Annotated in this window: 17 protein-coding genes; all 17 read right to left on the bottom strand. The window is 41.0% G+C overall.

All coding sequences use genetic code 11. The features are described from left to right. Positions 1-65: 65 nt before the first annotated feature. The 17 genes from purF to FR932_RS03290 all read right to left on the bottom strand — a co-directional run bounded on the left by purF (position 66) and on the right by FR932_RS03290 (position 18,779). Positions 66-1,577 carry an amidophosphoribosyltransferase gene (purF, locus tag FR932_RS03370; RefSeq protein WP_019440989.1) on the bottom strand — a complete coding sequence of 504 codons (1,512 nt, stop codon included), beginning with the start codon at positions 1,575-1,577 and terminating at the stop codon, positions 66-68. 58 nt (positions 1,578-1,635) lie between these two features. After that, positions 1,636-2,145 (bottom strand): CvpA family protein, encoded by a 510-nt coding sequence (locus FR932_RS03365; protein ID WP_019440988.1) that lies wholly within the window; start codon positions 2,143-2,145, stop codon positions 1,636-1,638. A gap of 104 nt (positions 2,146-2,249) precedes the next feature. Beyond that, positions 2,250-2,855, bottom strand: coding sequence for an SPOR domain-containing protein (locus FR932_RS03360; RefSeq protein ID WP_019440987.1), 606 nt, complete (start codon positions 2,853-2,855; stop codon positions 2,250-2,252). A 6-nt stretch (positions 2,856-2,861) separates the two neighbouring features. Next, positions 2,862-4,205, bottom strand: coding sequence for a bifunctional tetrahydrofolate synthase/dihydrofolate synthase (gene folC / locus FR932_RS03355; RefSeq protein ID WP_019440986.1), 1,344 nt, complete (start codon positions 4,203-4,205; stop codon positions 2,862-2,864). Positions 4,206-4,228: 23 nt separating this feature from the next. Further along, positions 4,229-5,185 (bottom strand): acetyl-CoA carboxylase, carboxyltransferase subunit beta, encoded by a 957-nt coding sequence (accD, locus tag FR932_RS03350; protein WP_019440985.1) that lies wholly within the window; start codon positions 5,183-5,185, stop codon positions 4,229-4,231. Between the two features lie 345 nt (positions 5,186-5,530). After that, positions 5,531-6,322 (bottom strand): tRNA pseudouridine(38-40) synthase TruA, encoded by a 792-nt coding sequence (gene truA / locus FR932_RS03345; RefSeq protein WP_019440984.1) that lies wholly within the window; start codon positions 6,320-6,322, stop codon positions 5,531-5,533. A 176-nt stretch (positions 6,323-6,498) separates the two neighbouring features. Next, complete coding sequence (locus FR932_RS03340; RefSeq protein ID WP_019440983.1) at positions 6,499-8,913, bottom strand: FimV/HubP family polar landmark protein; 2,415 nt, start codon at positions 8,911-8,913, stop codon at positions 6,499-6,501. A gap of 267 nt (positions 8,914-9,180) precedes the next feature. After that, positions 9,181-10,197 (bottom strand): aspartate-semialdehyde dehydrogenase, encoded by a 1,017-nt coding sequence (locus FR932_RS03335; RefSeq protein WP_019440982.1) that lies wholly within the window; start codon positions 10,195-10,197, stop codon positions 9,181-9,183. 17 nt (positions 10,198-10,214) lie between these two features. Next, complete coding sequence (locus FR932_RS03330) at positions 10,215-11,333, bottom strand: 4-phosphoerythronate dehydrogenase (RefSeq protein WP_019440981.1); 1,119 nt, start codon at positions 11,331-11,333, stop codon at positions 10,215-10,217. Between the two features lie 149 nt (positions 11,334-11,482). Continuing rightward, complete coding sequence (gene fabB, locus FR932_RS03325; protein WP_019440980.1) at positions 11,483-12,700, bottom strand: beta-ketoacyl-ACP synthase I; 1,218 nt, start codon at positions 12,698-12,700, stop codon at positions 11,483-11,485. 608 nt (positions 12,701-13,308) lie between these two features. Then, positions 13,309-14,322, bottom strand: coding sequence for a beta-N-acetylhexosaminidase (gene nagZ, locus FR932_RS03320; RefSeq protein WP_019440979.1), 1,014 nt, complete (start codon positions 14,320-14,322; stop codon positions 13,309-13,311). Between the two features lie 33 nt (positions 14,323-14,355). After that, positions 14,356-15,261, bottom strand: coding sequence for a choline/ethanolamine kinase family protein (locus FR932_RS03315; RefSeq protein WP_019440978.1), 906 nt, complete (start codon positions 15,259-15,261; stop codon positions 14,356-14,358). Further along, a complete protein-coding gene (locus FR932_RS03310; protein WP_019440977.1) occupies positions 15,236-15,757 on the bottom strand; it encodes a hypothetical protein in 522 nt (173 codons plus the stop codon). Before FR932_RS03310 ends, FR932_RS03315 begins: the two co-directional genes overlap by 26 nt. A gap of 56 nt (positions 15,758-15,813) precedes the next feature. Further along, positions 15,814-16,167 (bottom strand): purine nucleoside phosphoramidase, encoded by a 354-nt coding sequence (hinT, locus tag FR932_RS03305; protein ID WP_019440976.1) that lies wholly within the window; start codon positions 16,165-16,167, stop codon positions 15,814-15,816. Positions 16,168-16,298: 131 nt separating this feature from the next. Continuing rightward, positions 16,299-17,171, bottom strand: coding sequence for a 6-carboxytetrahydropterin synthase (locus FR932_RS03300; protein ID WP_019440975.1), 873 nt, complete (start codon positions 17,169-17,171; stop codon positions 16,299-16,301). A gap of 79 nt (positions 17,172-17,250) precedes the next feature. Next, positions 17,251-17,643, bottom strand: a complete 393-nt coding sequence (locus FR932_RS03295) for a DUF2750 domain-containing protein (RefSeq protein WP_019440974.1) — start codon at positions 17,641-17,643, stop codon at positions 17,251-17,253. Positions 17,644-17,837: 194 nt separating this feature from the next. Continuing rightward, a complete protein-coding gene (locus FR932_RS03290; protein WP_019440973.1) occupies positions 17,838-18,779 on the bottom strand; it encodes a pyridoxal-phosphate dependent enzyme in 942 nt (313 codons plus the stop codon). Positions 18,780-18,826: the final 47 nt, after the last annotated feature.

Below are 18,826 nucleotides of genomic sequence, written 5' to 3'. Positions count from 1 at the left end.
ATGACGCTCCTTTTACGATCAATTTATGATGAAAAAATCACATAATACAATTCACAGTCAGCTTATTAGCCTTCGTTGTGAATTTCTAAATTAGCAATTTCTTCTTTTTCTTTATCCGTCTTAGCACCATCACTACGCACATCGTTAAGACGTTGTAAATACGCCTCATCAATATCGCCAGTCACATATTCGCCACTAAACACAGAAGTTTCAAACGTTTTAATCTCTGGATTGCATTTTGAAACGGCACTAATCAAGTCATCTAAGTCTTGGAAAATAAGTGCATCGGCACCAATCATCGTGGCAATTTCATCAACATTTCGGCCATGTGCAATGAGCTCTTCCGTGCTCGGCATATCAATACCGTAAACATTAGGGTAACGCACTTCTGGTGCAGCTGATGCTAAATAAACATTCTTAGCGCCTGCTTCACGAGCCATTTCAATGATCTGTTCTGACGTGGTACCACGGACAATTGAATCATCAACCAACAAAACGTTCTTACCAACAAATTCTGACGAAATTGCGTTAAGTTTACGACGCACAGATTTACGACGTAACGTTTGTCCAGGCATAATAAACGTACGGCCAATATAACGGTTTTTCACAAAACCTTGACGGTATGGTAATTCCAATACTTTAGCGATTTCTAACGCACTATCACACGATGTTTCCGGAATTGGGATCACAACATCAATATCAATGTCAGCCCATTCACGTTTAATCTTATGACCTAATTTTTCGCCCATAGCAAGACGTGATTCGTAAACCGATACCTTGTCTATAGTCGAATCTGGACGAGCGAAATAAACGAACTCAAAAATACAGGGGTTATGCTGTGCATTTTCAGCACAGTGCGCACTAAATAATTCACCTTCATCAGTAATATAAACCGCTTCACCCGGTTCAACATCACGAACAAACTCAAAGCCAACCGCATCAAGTGCAACGGATTCTGAAGCCACCATGTACTCTTTATGACCGTCTTCAGTACGCATGCCTAAGACTAACGGGCGAATACCGTTAGGATCACGGAAAGCAACAAGGCCATGATTAATAATCAAAGATACCACAGCGTAAGCACCAAGCGCTTGCTTGTGTACCGCTTTAACAGCAGTGAAAATATCCTCTGCAGTTAAATGTAAACTAGGGCATTTATCTAATTCATGCGCCATCACATTAAGTAATACTTCTGAGTCAGACGTGGTATTAATGTGACGACGGGCTTTATGAAATTGATCTTCTTTTAATTGTGCAGCGTTGGTTAGATTCCCGTTATGAGCAAGGGAAATACCGAACGGAGAGTTAACATAGAAAGGTTGAGCCTCAGCGGCGCTCGAGCTTCCTGCTGTCGGATATCGAACGTGGCCGATACCAATATTACCTTTCAAACGTTGCATATGCTTAGCTTCGAATACATCGCTCACTAAACCATTTGCTTTACGCTGCCTAAAGTTTCCATCACTTAAGGTTACAATCCCTGCAGCATCCTGTCCACGATGCTGTAATACTGTTAATGCGTCATAGATAGACTGATTAACAGGGGTTGTAGAAACAATGCCAACAATTCCACACATAACCTAAATCCTCGTTTACTGTGCTTTCGATAAAATGCTATTTATAACGTTTCGCTTGTCATAAACCCTGCATGTTGTCCCATGCAGAAGCTTGATGTTCAAAAAACCATTTAATGAGTGGTTTTAACTCAGCTATTAGTGGCGAGCCCTGCCACCAAGCCGTTTCCGGAAAACTGGTGAATAACTGTAAAAATAACAGTATCACGCACACCACTAATACTCCTCGGGCAATACCAAAGCATACACCGAGTAATCTATCCGTACCTGACAAGCCAGTTTTATCAACAAGCTGACCAAGTATGTAATTTAGCAAAGCCCCTAAAATCAGGGTCGAAATAAATAATAACGCTATCGCCACGCCATTTTTAACTAACTGTTCACTGAATGCAGCACTAAACGCATCAAAATTTTCTAAGTAAGCAGCAATATCTTGATAATAAAAGCGAGATATAAAGAAAGCACAGAACCAAGTGCAAAGAGAGAACGCTTCCTTGACAAAACCACGTACTAAACTTATTACTGAAGATAAACCAACAATCCCTATTATCAGGTAATCAATCCACGCCATGTTTTGCTCTTCTCATTTTGAAATTCGCGCCATTGTAACAACTAAAATACCAGATTGATAATAGTTATAAACAAAAAAAGCCGACATAAATGTCGGCTTTTTAATTACTTGTCTCGAGGGTCAAATTTTTCAATCACGCCCTTTAGACCTGTGATTTTTTGTAATTTTGGCAATAAACTTTTTAGTTCATCTTTATCGGTATTGGGGCCAACATACAACCTGTTTAACTGCCCTGCTTGCTTATAGCGTGGTAGTCGGTAGGCATCAAAACCAGACTGCCTGATCTTTTTAACCAAATCATCTACAGCGACTGAGTTTTTGAATGTACCTAAACGTATATTCCAACTATTACCAACCGGTGGTATGGCTTTTACAGTCGCGACAGGTTTAACTAATGGTACCAATTTAGGCGCTTTAGCCATTGGCTTTGATGTTACCTGCTGCGTATTATTTGCCGCGGTTAAATTAACAGTCGGTGCAGGCTCAACCAATAATTCATCATCAGCTAACCCGTTATCAAATGAAGCATTGTCTAAAGAGTCAAAGTTAACGGGTTCAGCAAGCTCAACAAGCGCAGGGCGCAAAGGAATACTCGCCGTATTCTCACGATAAGTTATCTTCTGACCATCAAGTAAGTCAGGTAAAAAGATAATACCAATCGCCACTAAAATGATAGTACCGACCAAGCGATGTTGAAATTTCGATGCCACGTTTATTTAACCACTTATATGTTGGGTAATTTCCGCTACCGTAAAGAATGAGCCGAAACCAATAATAATGTCATTACAATCAGCACGTTGATTTGCCGATTGCCAAGCTTGCGCTATTGTATCATGACTCATAGGCTGCTGCCTAAGGCTATCATGGGTTTTACTACTCAGCTGCATCGCATCAGCTAACCCCTGCTCAATTTGCTGGCATGGCGCGGCGCGCTCACTGTGCAACGGAGCAAGGTGCCAAGAGTCAACAACAGCGGTCAATGCGGCTAAACTTGCGGCAATATCTTTATCTTTTAGCATACCAACAACAGCTATCACCTTTACTGGCAATCCGGCTTGTTGTTTTAAACGGTTAAGCTGCGCTGCCAAATAACGTGCAGATTCCGGATTATGTGCGACATCTAAATACTGCTGAGGTGCAGACCCCAACTGCTGCATACGACCAGGTAATCTTGCGTTAGCAACACCGCTACGAATGGCCTGTTCCGGAACAGCTAAGCCTAATGCTTGCACTGCTGCAATGGCGGTCGCGGCATTTTGTAACGGTAACTGTGGAATAACTAAGTCAGCAAATGACAATACCGACGCTGGTGAGGATGCATCCGTAGCAGGTTGCGTATTGGAGCCTAATTGCCAATCCCAACTATTCGTCGCTTGGCTATAATGGTAATCACGGTTAACCGCGATTAAGTCCGCGCCAATTTCATTGGCATATTCCGCAATCGTTACTGGCGGATCAATAACACCACAGATGGCTTTTTTACCATGACGGAAAATACCTGATTTTTCCCGAGCAATAACGGCTTTATCTGTACCTAACCAGTCTGCATGATCAATATCAATCGTCGTCACCACAGCAACATCTGCCGAGACAATGTTTGAAGCGTCTAAACGACCACCTAAACCGACTTCAAGGATCACGACATCTAATGCTGCATCTTGAAATAACTTCAATGCTGACAATGTCGTGAATTCAAAATAAGTTAATGTAGTATCACCACGGCCTGCTTCTATAAAAGCAAATGAATCAGCGTGTGCTTGTGCGGTGAGCATATTACCGTTGACACGAACGCGCTCGCGGTAATCTTGAATATGTGGAGAGCTAGTAACACCGACATTGAAGCCAGCATCAAGTAAAATACGCTCTAAGAAAGCGCAAGTAGAACCTTTACCATTGGTGCCGGCAACTGTAATTACTTTAGCATCAAATGTCGTTAGTGCTAAATCAGCAGCAACGCGGCCAATACGCCCTAAGCCCATTTCAATATTAACGGGATGAATACTTTCTAAATAGCAAAGCCAGTCTGCAAGAGACTGGCTTTTATTAATACTGTTCAACATCGGTAATAGTTACTCGCTAGTGTTTACTTGTTAATGCTTTGAGTTTCACTTGGCGTTTTAATTTCATCGGCTGCAGGAACAACACTCGGTGTAGCTTCAGTACTTGCTGCTTCAGTGGCGATGTTATCAGACGTTTCCAAGTTCATCATCTTCGCTAATAAGCCTGCAAGTTTATCACGCATTTCACGGCGGTCTACAATCATATCGATTGCGCCTTTTTCTAGCAAGAACTCACTACGCTGGAAACCTTCAGGTAATTTTTCACGAACTGTTTGTTCGATTACACGCGGGCCAGCAAAACCGATCAGTGCTTTTGGTTCAGCTAAGTTAAGATCACCTAGCATAGCAAGACTCGCAGATACACCGCCCATTGTTGGATCAGTCATCACAGAGATATAAGGTAAGCCTTTCTTTGACAGTTTAGCCAGTGCAGCACTTGTTTTTGCCATTTGCATTAACGAGAATAACGCTTCTTGCATACGCGCGCCGCCACTTGCCGAGAAGCAGATTAGCGCACGATCTTCAGCCATACATACATTAATTGCTGCAACAAAACGTGCACCAACAACCGTAGCCATTGACCCCCCCATAAATGAGAATTCAAATGCACAGACTGCAACAGGAATACCTTTAATTGTGCCTTTTTCGACAACTAATGCATCTTTTTCGTTAGTTGCTTTTTGTGCACTCGCTAAACGGTCTTTATATTTTTTGCTATCACGGAATTTTAATTTATCACTTGGCTCAAATTCAGCACCGATTTCAATACGGCCTTCTTTATCAAGTAATTTATTTAAGCGTTCACGAGCATTTACTCGCATGTGATGATCACACTTAGGACAAACGCCTAAGTTACGCTCGAGTTCTGCATGATATAACACCTGGTCACAAGAGCCACATTTAGTCCAAACTCCTTCCGGAATATTACGACGTGCCGTTGCGCTCTTGCTTTTTGGTAGTATTTTTTCAATCCAGCTCATGAACCCTACTTATAATTTATTCTAATTAATTGAAGTATATGGAGTTAAATGCGTTGTTAATTGGAACAGAAATTCGCATCCCGATGCAATTAACAGAAATTAATGCGTTAAGTCGATGATTACCAAACTTAACAATACTCCACATTTCTCGTGTAGCACAATTAAATCACAGATTTTCCAATAAGTTTATATAAAACTGGTCATACCCTTGTAACTTGCTAGCAAAATCCCATAAAGATAAAGAAAGCGAAATAAAATTGAATCATTTATAACGCTATATTTCACACCTTAATTATAGCTAATGGTTTAGACTAATATAGGCTTTATCACAATGAAAGCAAAGAGTTAAAATTGTTCAGGTAAGAACAATGGACCCACGGCTGGGCGTGGTAAGTTAAACTGACTTGGGTAATCAACTTCAACCATGTACAAGCCTTCAGCTTTACTGGTTGCAGCAGCAACAGAGCGATCTTTTCCGGCTAATAACTCAGCAATCCAAGATACAGGCTTGTTACCTTTACCAACTTCCATTAATGAGCCCGCTAGATTTCTCACCATATGATGTAAGAATGCATTCGCTTTGACATCAATAATAATGTACGCATTTTGACGTATGACATTAATGTGGTGCATCGTTTTAATTGGGCTTTTAGCCTGACAATGTTTGGCTCGGAAAGAGGTAAAATCATGTTCGCCAATCAATTGTTGCGCCGCTTTATGCATCAGGTCAACATTGATATCACCGTAGTAATGGCTAACACCTGAGTTTAAAATTGCAGGACGTAATTGATTATTAAAAATAATATAACGATAGCGTCTCGCTGTCGCGCTAAAACGGGCGTGGAACTCTTCATCGACTTCTTGTGACCAACGCACCGCAATATCATCTGGTAGATTAGCATTAACACCTAATGTCCACGCTACATCTTGGCGTACTGCATCAGTATCGAAATGAATGACTTGACCGGTACCATGCACCCCAGAGTCAGTACGTCCTGCACAATGTACGATCACAGGATGATTAGCAACACGAGATAAAGCCTCTTCCAGCTTTTGTTGTACACTAATTACGTCTTTTTGACGCTGCCAACCGTAATATTTACTACCGTCATATTCTATACCAAGTGCAATTCGCATTTTTCTTCCAACTTTAAACTTTCATTAATGTCTTAAAACAAAAAGCGGTGACTCTCGTCACCGCTTTACTAAATATTACACAATAAATTTATTATGTTTTACAACACACGTGTATCCGTCGATTATACCGTTTCAAGTTACAACTTGAAAGTAGCTTACGTGCGATAGCCTAACGATTACAGTCGGCTCAACAATTTATTCACTTCAGCCTGCTGTGCGGCATCGCCAACACCCGCTAAGGGCTCTAATATTGATTTAGCGCCGTCTTTATCTTCAATTTCAAGATAAGCACGGGCAAGGTCTAATTGAGCGCCTAAACGATTCGTTTCATCATCGATATCAACCGCATCATTTTCTAATAGTGAATTACTGTATTGATCGAGCCCCACATCAAGTTTCACTTGGTCATAAGGTTCATTTTCAATATTTGCAGGTTGTTGCCCCGCTTCATTTAATAATTTGTCGATATCAATAAACTCTTCAGCTTCAGCTGCTTTCACATCAATCGGAGCCTGTTCGCTAGGCGCTTCACTAAATGCATTCGGGCTGTATTCCGCCATCATTGCTTCGATATCGTCGAGTTGTACATTATCATTAGATGGTGGTGTCACTGCCGACGTGGTATTTTCAGCGCCATCCAGCTCTGCCAACATTTCATCGACAGTCTGGCCGTGAGCCTGTGGCAATTCATCCTTCGCTGATTCAGCCAATCCTGCGCTGGCTAAAATACTATCAATATCTTCAACATCGACATCAAGGCCATTATCAAGCCCATTGTTTTTTGTACTTGTCGTCTCTGGCGATGCTGATGGTGTGTTATCACCGCCCATCTCAGTCAACAAGCTATCGATATCATCCATATCTACGGTTTGTTGATTAGCGGTATTCTCAGCTTCAGATTGCGCAATCGCATCTAAACCAGCTTCAGCTAACAGGTTGTCTATATCGTCCATATCGACGGCGTCATTCTGCGCAGCATGATCAGATTCGTTAGCTTGCACGTCTGCCGCTTGATTCGTCGCATCTAATTCAGCTTCAGCAAGGATACTGTCAATATCATCCATATTAACAAATTCATCCGGCGCAGAGTTCTTCGGCTGATTGCTATCCACCATATCAGCTTCAGCGAGAATACTGTCAATATCATCCATATTGACAAATTCATCGTTAACCACAGGTTCTGAAACGGCCTCAGCGGCTGTGACCTCGCCATCATTAAGTGCATTAAAATCAAAATCAGGGGTTTGTGAATTACCTAATTTAAATTTCTCTAATAATGTATCAACTTCAGCTAAGTCTTCATCTAATGTATTCGCACTGTGTGCAGGCTGGTTAGGAATCAAGCTTGGTTCATCAAGCTCTTCACGCCAACTTAAATCCGGCGCTATACTATCATTCTCAAAGCTGGTGCTTTCATCATCCAGTGTTAGGTCAATATCACTAAAGTCATTATCGCCCAAGTTTAAATCTGGCATGACCGGCGCTTGTTCAACTACTTCAGGCATAATAGGTGCTGCAACTTGAGTCACGACGGCTGTTGGCGCATGGCTTACAACATCTGTAAGTTCCGCTTCCATTTGTAAGTTAAAATTAGGTTCATCTAAATCGGGCGCTGCAAATGAGTTGATTTCATCAGACTGTTTCGCTGTAGACTCAGCCACTACAGATTGCGCTGCTGTAACGTGGCTTGCGGCCGTTTCAGCAAGCGTTTCGGTACTCAGGTAATCACTGAGTTCGTCAACGGTATTATCCGTTTCAAACATCAGGTCATCTTCAACATTGTTCTTTTGATCACTTCTATTTTTTAGCCATAGACCCAACCAAACTAAACTCAACAATGAGAATACACCTGAAATACTACCGACTAACCACCAATTATTATGTGTCTCGGCTTCTAATATTGCTGCATTTTTGGCTTTCTCAATTAACGCCTCTTGCTCAGTGATCTGTGATTTTTGTTGTTCAATGAGGGCTTTCAAGTCTGCTTTTAATTGATTATCAATTGCCATTTGCTCTTTAAGTTCAGCTAACTCCATACGGATAATCTCTAGCTGTAACTTAAGACGACGATTCGTTTCACTTGATAACAAAAGATGTTCATTGCTTTCGGTTAGCTCACCTTGTAATAACGCAAGTTTATCTTGCTTACTTTGGTTTCGACTACCAGCCTGAGGCTTTGAAGTGGTAGGCTTATTGCCAGAGACATTTGATTGAGGCGCCGTTTTTTTCGTCAACAAACGCTTTAACGCTGAACCATCTGTGGCTTGTATTTCAGCTGCGCTGGGGATCTTCAATAGGCTACCATCAATCATTTTATTGATGTCACCGTTTAAAAATGCGTGCGGGTTAAGTGCTAAAATTGCCGCCATAGTTTTATATAAACTGAGACTATTGTCCGGTCTTGTCGCTGTAGCAACAGACCATAACGTGTCAGCTTTGACAATAGGGCCATAACTATTAGGAGATGACGGAGTATGAACTTCAGGACCTTTTAACTGAAGTACAAATCCATTTGCATTGGCAGTTATGCCGGCCAAAGGCAGCAGCAAAAATAAAACAACCCATTTTAACTTAGTTAAACCCGATATCATTGCCAACCCTTACTATGAAACAACTTCAATACACTTAAATTCAATATACCATATCCCAAAATTCAATATACACATGAATTTACAGGTATCTTATACTTTACTATTTTAATGATTAATTTTTAGAAAAAAAAATTGATATCTGAAACTATGATATGAATCAGAAAAATAACATCAAATAAAAAAATAGCACCCTCTATTGGGTGCTATTTATGCGACTAAAATACCGTTATAACTTGATAATGTTTCAACACCAACAAGTGATAAGCATTATAGGTAATCTTTAATCAGTAGTTCTGCAATTTGAACACTGTTTGTTGCAGCACCCTTACGGATGTTATCGCCTACAACCCACATGTTGATGCCACTTTCGTGTGAAATATCTTCACGAATACGACCCACAAAAACTTCATCATGACCAGCGGAATCAGAAACAGGTGTTGGGTAGTCTTCTTCATTTTCAATCAGTTTTACACCAGGGGCATGACGCATCAGTGAACGCACTTCTTCAGCACTAATTGGTGTACGCGTTTCTAAGTGGATCGCTTCAGAGTGACCGTAGAATACCGGTACACGAACAGCTGTAGGATTGACCATGATGTATTCATCACCAAAAATCTTCTGTGTTTCCCACACCATTTTCATTTCCTCTTTGGTGTAACCGTTTTCAGTGAACACATCGATCTGCGGGATCACATTAAATGCGATCTGCTTTGGATATACTTTCGTTTCAACTTCACGTGCATTCAGTAAACTTGCGGTTTGGCCCGCTAGCTCATCGATTGCACTTTTACCTGAGCCAGATACAGCTTGATACGTTGCGACGTTGATACGTTTAATACCCGCGGCATCGTGAATAGGTTTTAACGCTACAAGCATTTGAATTGTTGAGCAATTTGGATTAGCGATAATGCCACGGTTGGTATATTGTGCAATCGCTTCTGGATTAACTTCTGGCACAACTAATGGAATATCAGCGTCATAACGGAAGTGTGATGTGTTATCAATGACAACAACACCCGCTTCTGCTGCGATTGGTGCCCATTTTTCTGATACAGAACCACCAGCAGAGAACAAACCGATTTGAACTTGTGTCCAATCGAATGTATCAACATCTAATACTTCAACTTGTTTATTATTAAAGGTAATTTTACCACCAGCACTACGGCTGCTTGCTAATGGATAAATATTACCAATTGGAAATTCACGTTCCTGTAAAATTTCCAACATCATTTGCCCTACGGCACCAGTTGCACCTAATACTGCAACATCATATAGTTGACTCATCAACGACTCCTAGAAAATTATTTGGCAAAACCAAGTTGATACAACGACTCTACCGCATAATGTGAGTCATTTACTAGCCTCAATGAGGAAAATTCTCTTCTTTCTAAGTAATTTTTACGCATTTCATCAAAACTACCCGCTTTCATTATGTTTTTTCTAAAAATAGCATCATCTCGGCGCACATCGTATACCAAATGGACCAAACTTTTAGCGAATGTTTGATCTGCATTTTGGTTAACATCAAGACGGCTTACGGCTGGAACAGGTAAAATATCACTGATACTGCGTTCTGCTGGTTGACCTAATAATTGGGCATAAGCTTGATAAATCATTTGTGTGCCTCGCGCCTTACCTTCAAGGCTATAACCGGCAATGTGTGGTGTTGCTATGGTAGCGTAAGGGATAAGGTCTAATAATGGTGTTGGTTCGTTTTCCCAGACATCCAATACTAGCGTCATACCATGTCCTGCTTGTTTTAAATCCAGCAATGCTTGGTTATCGATAACATCACCACGGCCACAGTTAACAAGAATGGCGTCTTGATTAATACCAGCCAGTAGCTCTGAAGTTAATAAATGTTTAGTTTGATTGTCGCCGGTTTTTACTAACGGCACGTGCATACAAATGATATCTGCTTGTAAGGCTTGCTCTAAACTCACAAACCCCGTTAAGCCTTCTTTCTCAACCCGTGGCGGATCGCATAACATTACCTCTGCGCCCAAAGCCGTCAGTCGACTGACTGTCTGTACACCAGTATTACCCACGCCGATAACTGCGATCTTCTTATCCGCGATAACAAAGCTCTGCTGCTCAGCTAATACTAATAATGCGCTACACACATAATCACCTACAGACACGGCATTGCAACCCGGTGCATTGGTGTAGGTAATATTACGTTGCTGCAAGAGTGCTTGATCCAAATGATCGATACCAATCGTTGCAGTGCCAACAAAGGCAAGTTTGTTCGCCTTCATCAGTAGCGCTTCGTTAACTTGCGTGACAGAACGCACCATCAAGGCATCAACATCGTTTAAATCTTCAGCACTAATTGTACGACCAGACAAAGCCACGACTTCACCAAACTGTGAGAACAATTCAATTGCGTAAGGCATATTTTCATCAACGACTATCTTCATTTTATTCTTCTCTTAATAAGGCAATTAATGCCATTTTGCGCGTTGTGAAGGTAAAAAAAAAGCCCATTTATCAATAATCTGATAAATGGGCTTTTATTGTTCGCTTCACCATAGAAAACGTATTACGTCTTCTTTAATGAATCGACATACTATTTAGTGAATTTACTAAATACTAATGTCGCATTCGTGCCGCCGAAACCAAAGCTGTTCGACATTACGTTTGTTAGTTCTGCATCAATTGCTTTACCAGCAACAATATCTAGACCAACCGCTTTTTCGTCAAGGTCTTGGATGTTTGCACTTGCTGCAATGAAACTATTTTCCATCATAATTAATGAGTAGATTGCTTCATGTACACCAGCCGCGCCTAGCGCATGACCAGTCAATGCTTTCGTTGCACTAATTTTTGGTGATTTGTGACCAAATACCGCTTGAATCGCTTCAAGTTCTTTAGTATCACCTACAGGCGTAGATGTACCGTGGGTGTTTAGGTAATCAATTTCGCCGTCAACAGTTTCTAGTGCTTGTTGCATACAACGTACCGCGCCTTCGCCAGACGGCGCTACCATGTCGTAGCCATCTGATGTTGCGCCGTAACCTGTGATTTCTGCATAGATAGTTGCGCCACGAGCAAGTGCATGCTCAAGCTCTTCAACCACAACCATACCGCCACCACCTGAAATAACGAAACCATCACGGTTCGCATCATATGTACGTGATGCAAGTTCTGGTGTTTCGTTATATTTAGTCGATAATGCGCCCATTGCATCGAACTCTAGTGCCAGCGTCCAATCAATTTCTTCGCCGCCACCAGCAAAGACTACATCTTGTTTACCCAGTTGAATTTGTTCTACAGCATGACCAATACAATGTGCACTTGTTGCGCATGCAGAGGTAATTGAATAGCTTGGGCCTTTAATTTTAAACGGTGTCGCAAGACAAGCAGAAATGGTGCTAGACATAGTACGAGTTACCATATAAGGACCCACACGCTTTACACTTTTGTTTCGTGCGATATCAACAGAATCCACAACATTCTTTGATGATGCACCACCTGAACCTGCAATGAGGCCAGTACGTACGTTAGATACTTGTGCTTCTGTTAGACCTGAATCATCAATCGCTTCTTGCATAGCAATATAACTAAAAGCGGCTGCATCACCCATGAAACGCATTGCTTTACGATCAATGATTTCTTTAGGGTCAAGATTAACAGTACCGCAGACATGACTACGTAAGTTCTGTTCAGCGAATTGTGGTGCAAATTCGATACCACTAGTGCCTGCTTTTAGTGACTCACATACTTCTGCTTTATTGTTACCGATACTTGATACAATACCGATACCTGTTATAACCGCTCTTTTCATGATATTCCCTAATATAAAATTATTACGTTATTCTTACTTATTTTTTAACGTGATCTGGTCTGCTTTCCCTATAATCGGATAAAATTATGACCGTTTTATTAATTTAAACCTATGGGTGGAATATTTTTCCATCCATAAAACGTGAGTATCCCTTCACTGACGCCCAAGAAGACGCGTTGTTCTATCTCACTTCATTATAGCAAAGTCTTATTTAGCCAGTATCCCATTGCTATTCGCTATTGTCACCGCTTAAAAATTGCGTGTGATCAAATCATCTACATTTATGGTTACTTTTACAGCTAAAAAAACTATAACAATTCCATGATGAAGCCTAATTAAATGCAAAGTTGGCAATTTAAGTCAATGTAAACAATCATTAATACTGGTGAAATTCACGATAGTTATTAATTATCGTGATAGTTATAACATCAATTTTAACGATACAGTCTAAGAAATAAGATATGGCGATGACCGCAACGCGGCTATCGAAGATAGGCTGAATACCCTCGCGGTCGGTATGAATGACTTTTTAATGAAGCCAGTCCGCGAGGAGCAGTTAATACAAAAGATCCAGTATTGGCTGAATTGAGGGTTAACGAGGGAGCTAATTAGCTAAATTGATGATTAAAATTAGCGAGTGAATCTGCGGTTTCTTGCCACAAACGACTCATTTTCAGCTCACCGAGTGAAAAGTTGCTCGTATGCTTGAGATTGAAATCATCAGCCCTTAAGTTATTATCCAAACCGTCTAATAATGCCGCTACACCGGTACGGTCATTACAGGCAAGTAACAAATTGCAACCAGCCCACATAGCTTGCTCAGCACGTTCTAAATAATTGCCCGCCACGCTAGCACCATGCATAGATAAATCATCAGAGAAAATAGCGCCTTTAAAGCCGAGTTCTTGTCTTAATACCGTCTGTAGCCAATATTGTGAAAAACCAGCAGCTTTACTATCGACTTGCTGATAAATCACATGCGCAGGCATAATAGCATCGAGCTTCGAGTCAGCAATAAGCGCTTTAAATGGCAGCAGATCCGTTGCGGTTATCTCCGTTAAACTGCGCTCATCAATCGGCAGTGCAACATGTGAATCGGCCAATACACTACCATGACCAGGGAAATGTTTTCCTGTGGTTTTCATACCGGCTTTATGCATACCAATACACAACTGCGTTGACAAGTCAGTTACCCAACTCGGATCAGCATGGAACGAACGGTCACCAATCACCTGGCTACCACGCTCTAGATCCAGCACGGGTGCAAAACTTAAATCAATATCAAACGCCAGTAGCTCCGCCGCTAACATCCAGCCACACTGCTGAGTGAACCGTTTTGCACTATCACGATCATCGGCATAAAGTTCCGCTATTTTACCCATAGCAGGGATACGAGTGAACTGTTCACGAAAACGCTGAACCCGACCACCTTCATGATCGACAGAGATCACGATAGGCGCAGCAGCAGCTTTACGAATTGATTTAATTAACGCCGATAACTGAGCATGATCACCATAGTTACGGCTAAATAAGATCAGCCCACCGGTGAGTGGGTGCGCCAAGATCTCTTTATCTTCAGCAGTCAGTTCATAACCGTTCACATCTACTATTACTGGTCCCACGTTAATTCCTCAGTTAATTTATTCATTGGCTCATTAGTCATCTAATTGGCTTATCTTATCGGCTATAGCACATTCAGATTGCTGCCATAGCGTCAAATAAGTCGTCTCTTTATCTTGCTGGTACATCACAATGCACCACAATAGTGTCATCATTTCCACGACAACAGCCATCACATCTATCTGTGCTGCCTTGACTTCTGCTGTAGGGTAATACTGATTGTAATATTTTAAAAATAACGCTTGTTGTGCCGTTTTCCACGCAAAAGTTTGGAACAAGGTGGCGATGTCAAAATCACCATGTCCCGCAGCGGCAAACTCCCAATCCAACAAATATAACTTAGTCTGTGCATCTTCAATAAAATTCAATGGGTTCATATCGTGATGGCAAAAAACAGATCTATTACGAGGTAAATCCAGCTTAATCAAGTTAATGACCAATGCCAGCTGCTGTTCTAACTGCGCAGTTTTAAATTCACCATTGATAATTTGATAATAATGCTGCAATCGCTCTATCATATCCAGGTGGTGATGAGGCAGGGGCTGTTGATGAAGTGTAGCGACTAATTGTGCTATTTTTTCAATATTATCATCTTTGCACTGCGCGTTAGGATCCCAGTGTTGACCAGCGATCCAATCACAAATCATCCCCTGCTTATGCTCAACAATGATTTTTGGCGCTAAACCGATACTCGCAGCCTGTGCTTGTGCGGAAAATTCGTGTGCAACCTTGTTATCCATCGTACTGTATGCCGCTGATAACAGGCGTAAAAAATAACAATGTACAGCACCATCAAGATGATATTCCAGGCGATAATTATAATTACTTAACCCACCTAAAACGGGCGTTAGAGAAAATGCTTCGGGGCAAAATTGAGTCACAAATTCAGGTATATCTTTAATCATATGGTAAGGATCATAATGAGATTCTGCTACGGACATGTGTTTCAACCGTCTTGAAACGATTATTTATCAGTTCCAGCGTTAACATATGCGTCTTAACGCTACTATTTGCTTCACTCTCTATCAGGTTATCCGCTATCGAGATGCGAATCACGAGTGAATAGCTGAGTATTGCCGTTTCAATTGCCGACTCTTGAGATTGCTCAGTTAAAATTTGAATATCAAACCAGCCAGAATTAGCCAGCGTTTCTGCACTCGCACGTTGTAATTCTTGATGGGTGATAGGCAGCGACGCGACACTGTCTGGATAACGAATATATAAGCGTTCGCCATGTTCAAAAGCACCCTGCACAAAAAAAGGTTGTTGTAGTAACAGTCCATTTAACACTCGTACTTGAGTCGTTAATGGGTGTTCTTCGATCGTATCAAGCTGCATTGTCAGCATTTTTTGCTGCGATATGTGCTGCGAAGGTACAGTGCAAGCAGTAATGAATAATGCACTAAGCAGATACGATAGTATGAGGGTCCATTTCATTTATACTCTCCCAACATGCAATTATTTATTCTATAGCTACTACTATTTTAACGCATCTATTTTACCGTAACCATCGTGCCAAGCTGTTCACCACCAACCAAGTGCATGTGTAAGTGATAAACTTCTTGGCCGCCGTGTTTGTTGCAGTTAACAATAAGACGGTAACCATTTTCAGCTATACCCTCTTGTTCTGCAATTTTACGCGCGACGGTGAATAAACGCCCTAGTGCCAATTCATCTGCTTCGCATACGTCATTACTCGTCGGGATCAGCTTATTAGGGATAATTAATACATGCGTAGGTGCCTTTGGACTAATATCTCGGAATGCCGTCACTAACTCGTCTTGGTAAAGAATATCAGCGGGGATCTCTTTATTAATGATCTTGCGAAAAATCGTTTCTTCAGCCATTTTTAGCTCCATTATAAAATTAAGTCTTTTGATAATAACAAAAAAGCCCGCTACCCGCTACAATATGAGTGTAGTGGTTAACGGGCTTATTATTTAGCTTTAACAGTGAATAAAGTAGCGGCTAAGTATCATTAAGCAGAAGCAATAGCACCTTTACCAACACCTTCGTAAGCAAATACAGTCAAGGCATCAGAGCAGTCTTTCGCTAAGGTATCAGCAATATACTGAGCAATGTTTTCAACTGTTGTTTCAGTTGGCATGATCTCAACAATTGACTTACCAATCGCCAACTGGAACTCACCTTGTGGCGCTTGGTATTTAAAGCAATAATGTTCAGGCGTTAATGCCGCCATACCAGCGCGAGATAATGATAACTCAGACCCTGATACCATATCGCAATGCTCAGCAAGATAGATATCTTTCCAACGCTCTGCCCAGCTTAGCTCAAGTGCGCTATCACGCTCGTCGTTACGTAAAATTTCGATCGTTGAACGATGACCGTGCGCAATACGCTGGCAATTACCTAAATGTTTACGTAAGCCATGACTGTAGCAATACTCCGCACCATCAATTTTTTCTTCACGTAATTTAACGTCTAGTTGTTTAACATTATTTGGTAGGCGTAGCATTAATTGCTCAGTCAAATATGTTTCTAAACTAGCGAGGGTGATTTGTTCTGTTGGGATCAATGCAAATGCTTGATCAGGGCAAGCCAAATGAATTGATTCACCGTGTTCACGCCAAGCATCAACATACGTAAAAGCACCATCACTCATTACATCACAAAATTTGGCATGTGCAGGCACAATCAACTTGTGGTCCACTAACTCATCCACTGTCGACTTAATCAGTTTTTTCACAATACCGAAATCAAGGATCATGCTTTGCTCATTTAAGTCACCATGCAGAACGATATCCACTAACCAACTTTGGCCAATAATGCCACGTGAATAATCCAATACTGAAGAATCAATAACAGTAAGATCTTTGACGAATAATTTCATCTAAATAATGTCCTTTATGCGAACTAAAATGGGTAAAGCGGTTTGCTTGGTATTATTTAATAGTACGAGAGTATCAATACTATTTTTGCGCGTCGTATTCATCTTTAAATGAAGCGATAAGCTCTTCACTATCAACAACAACGACTTCTTGACCTGCTTTTGGAAATACTGAGATAACAACGCCATCTGCAGCAAGACCTGGTAACCAATTGTTACGCCAAGCACCCATTTCGATTTTAAGCGGTTGACACGCAGCCCAATCGCCTTGGATCCACTCACTTGCAAACTCAGCATGTGGCCAAACTGGAATGCTTCTTTCGCCTTCCACTTCGCTAACAACAAAACCGTTTTCGTCCGCTAATGTCCATACTTCTTCAGACTTTACAGCACGAAAGATGAAATAGTTAAAACGTGCTTCAGGTGATTTCTCAACTGCTTCAGCAGTTTGCTTATCATGGATTTTAAATGTCATAATCTTCTCTCAAGAAACCGCCGTTTGCAGTTCCAAATAATGTTTATAATAAAGCAGCAGCGGATTGTACGCTGCACAATAATAAATACCAAGTATAAATAGTAAAAGTCAGTATTACTTATCTTTCATACTGATAAGCACTCACTGGTCAGGTTTGAAAATATCACCTACCTGGGTACCAGATAATGTCCATTTTATTTTACAAATGATAATTTGCGTAAATAGCGCGGTAACATGGTTTCATTACCCTGCAATCCACCTTGGTGTATATAAAGAATGGGGCGATTATCGCGACTTTCAAGCCCTGCGGTAGAATTCTCATTAGCGCGCATAAACTCACGCTGTAAACATAACCACGCTAATGGGTCATAGAGTAAATCAAATTCAATATTCGTGGATTGTTTTAACTTTGCCCAAATATGATAAAACGGCAGATAAAGTTTACCAAAATGATACTTTTTGTCTGCCGTCATAATAGTAGGATGCAAGGATTCATCAACACATAATGCAAAAAATTGCTGTGTTAAATAATCATCGCCACCAACACACGCACACGCTTGTACTTCAAAGGGTAAATGTTTTTGCAAAAACAGAGCTGTGGTGCCCGTACCTGCTGGCAGTACAACGCGAATATCCGCGTATGATTTTGATTTGGCCCAAGTGATTATTTCATCTGCGAGTATTTTTAAGCCCATTTCAGCATACTGACAGCGACCACCTTCAGGAATAAACACTGCGCGTTGCCCTTGCTGCATTAATTCAGGTAAAACTTGCTGCTCTATGTGTTCTATCACAGCCAACGCTGAATCAACAACGATGATCTGTGCACCATATTCTAATGCAGCGCGATAATTCCCTTGTGGGTTATCAACAAGGTACTGCGGCAGATGGTCAACATAATAATGTAACTGGCATTGTTTTAACTTTGCTAATACGGCTAAAGAATACAAAGAGTTGGCTTGAGCAGAACCATGTCCAACGAGTATATCGATTTGGGATAGATCTTGCTGTAAGAAATGATAAAATTTTCTGGCTTTATTACCTGTAAAAGCCACGTCCAATAAGTCATCACGCTTCACATAAACTTGATGACCTAAAAATTCAATTTCATCGACAGGTGTATTACGTAGTTGCACAGAGGACTCCTCTTTTATTTCCGAACTAAACCGAATTAAACCGAATT

This window comes from Moritella marina ATCC 15381 (assembly GCF_008931805.1).
Classification (GTDB): Bacteria; Pseudomonadota; Gammaproteobacteria; order Enterobacterales; family Moritellaceae; genus Moritella; species Moritella marina.
Note: the sequence above shows the minus strand (reverse complement) of the source record. Positions and strands in the feature narration are given on the sequence as shown.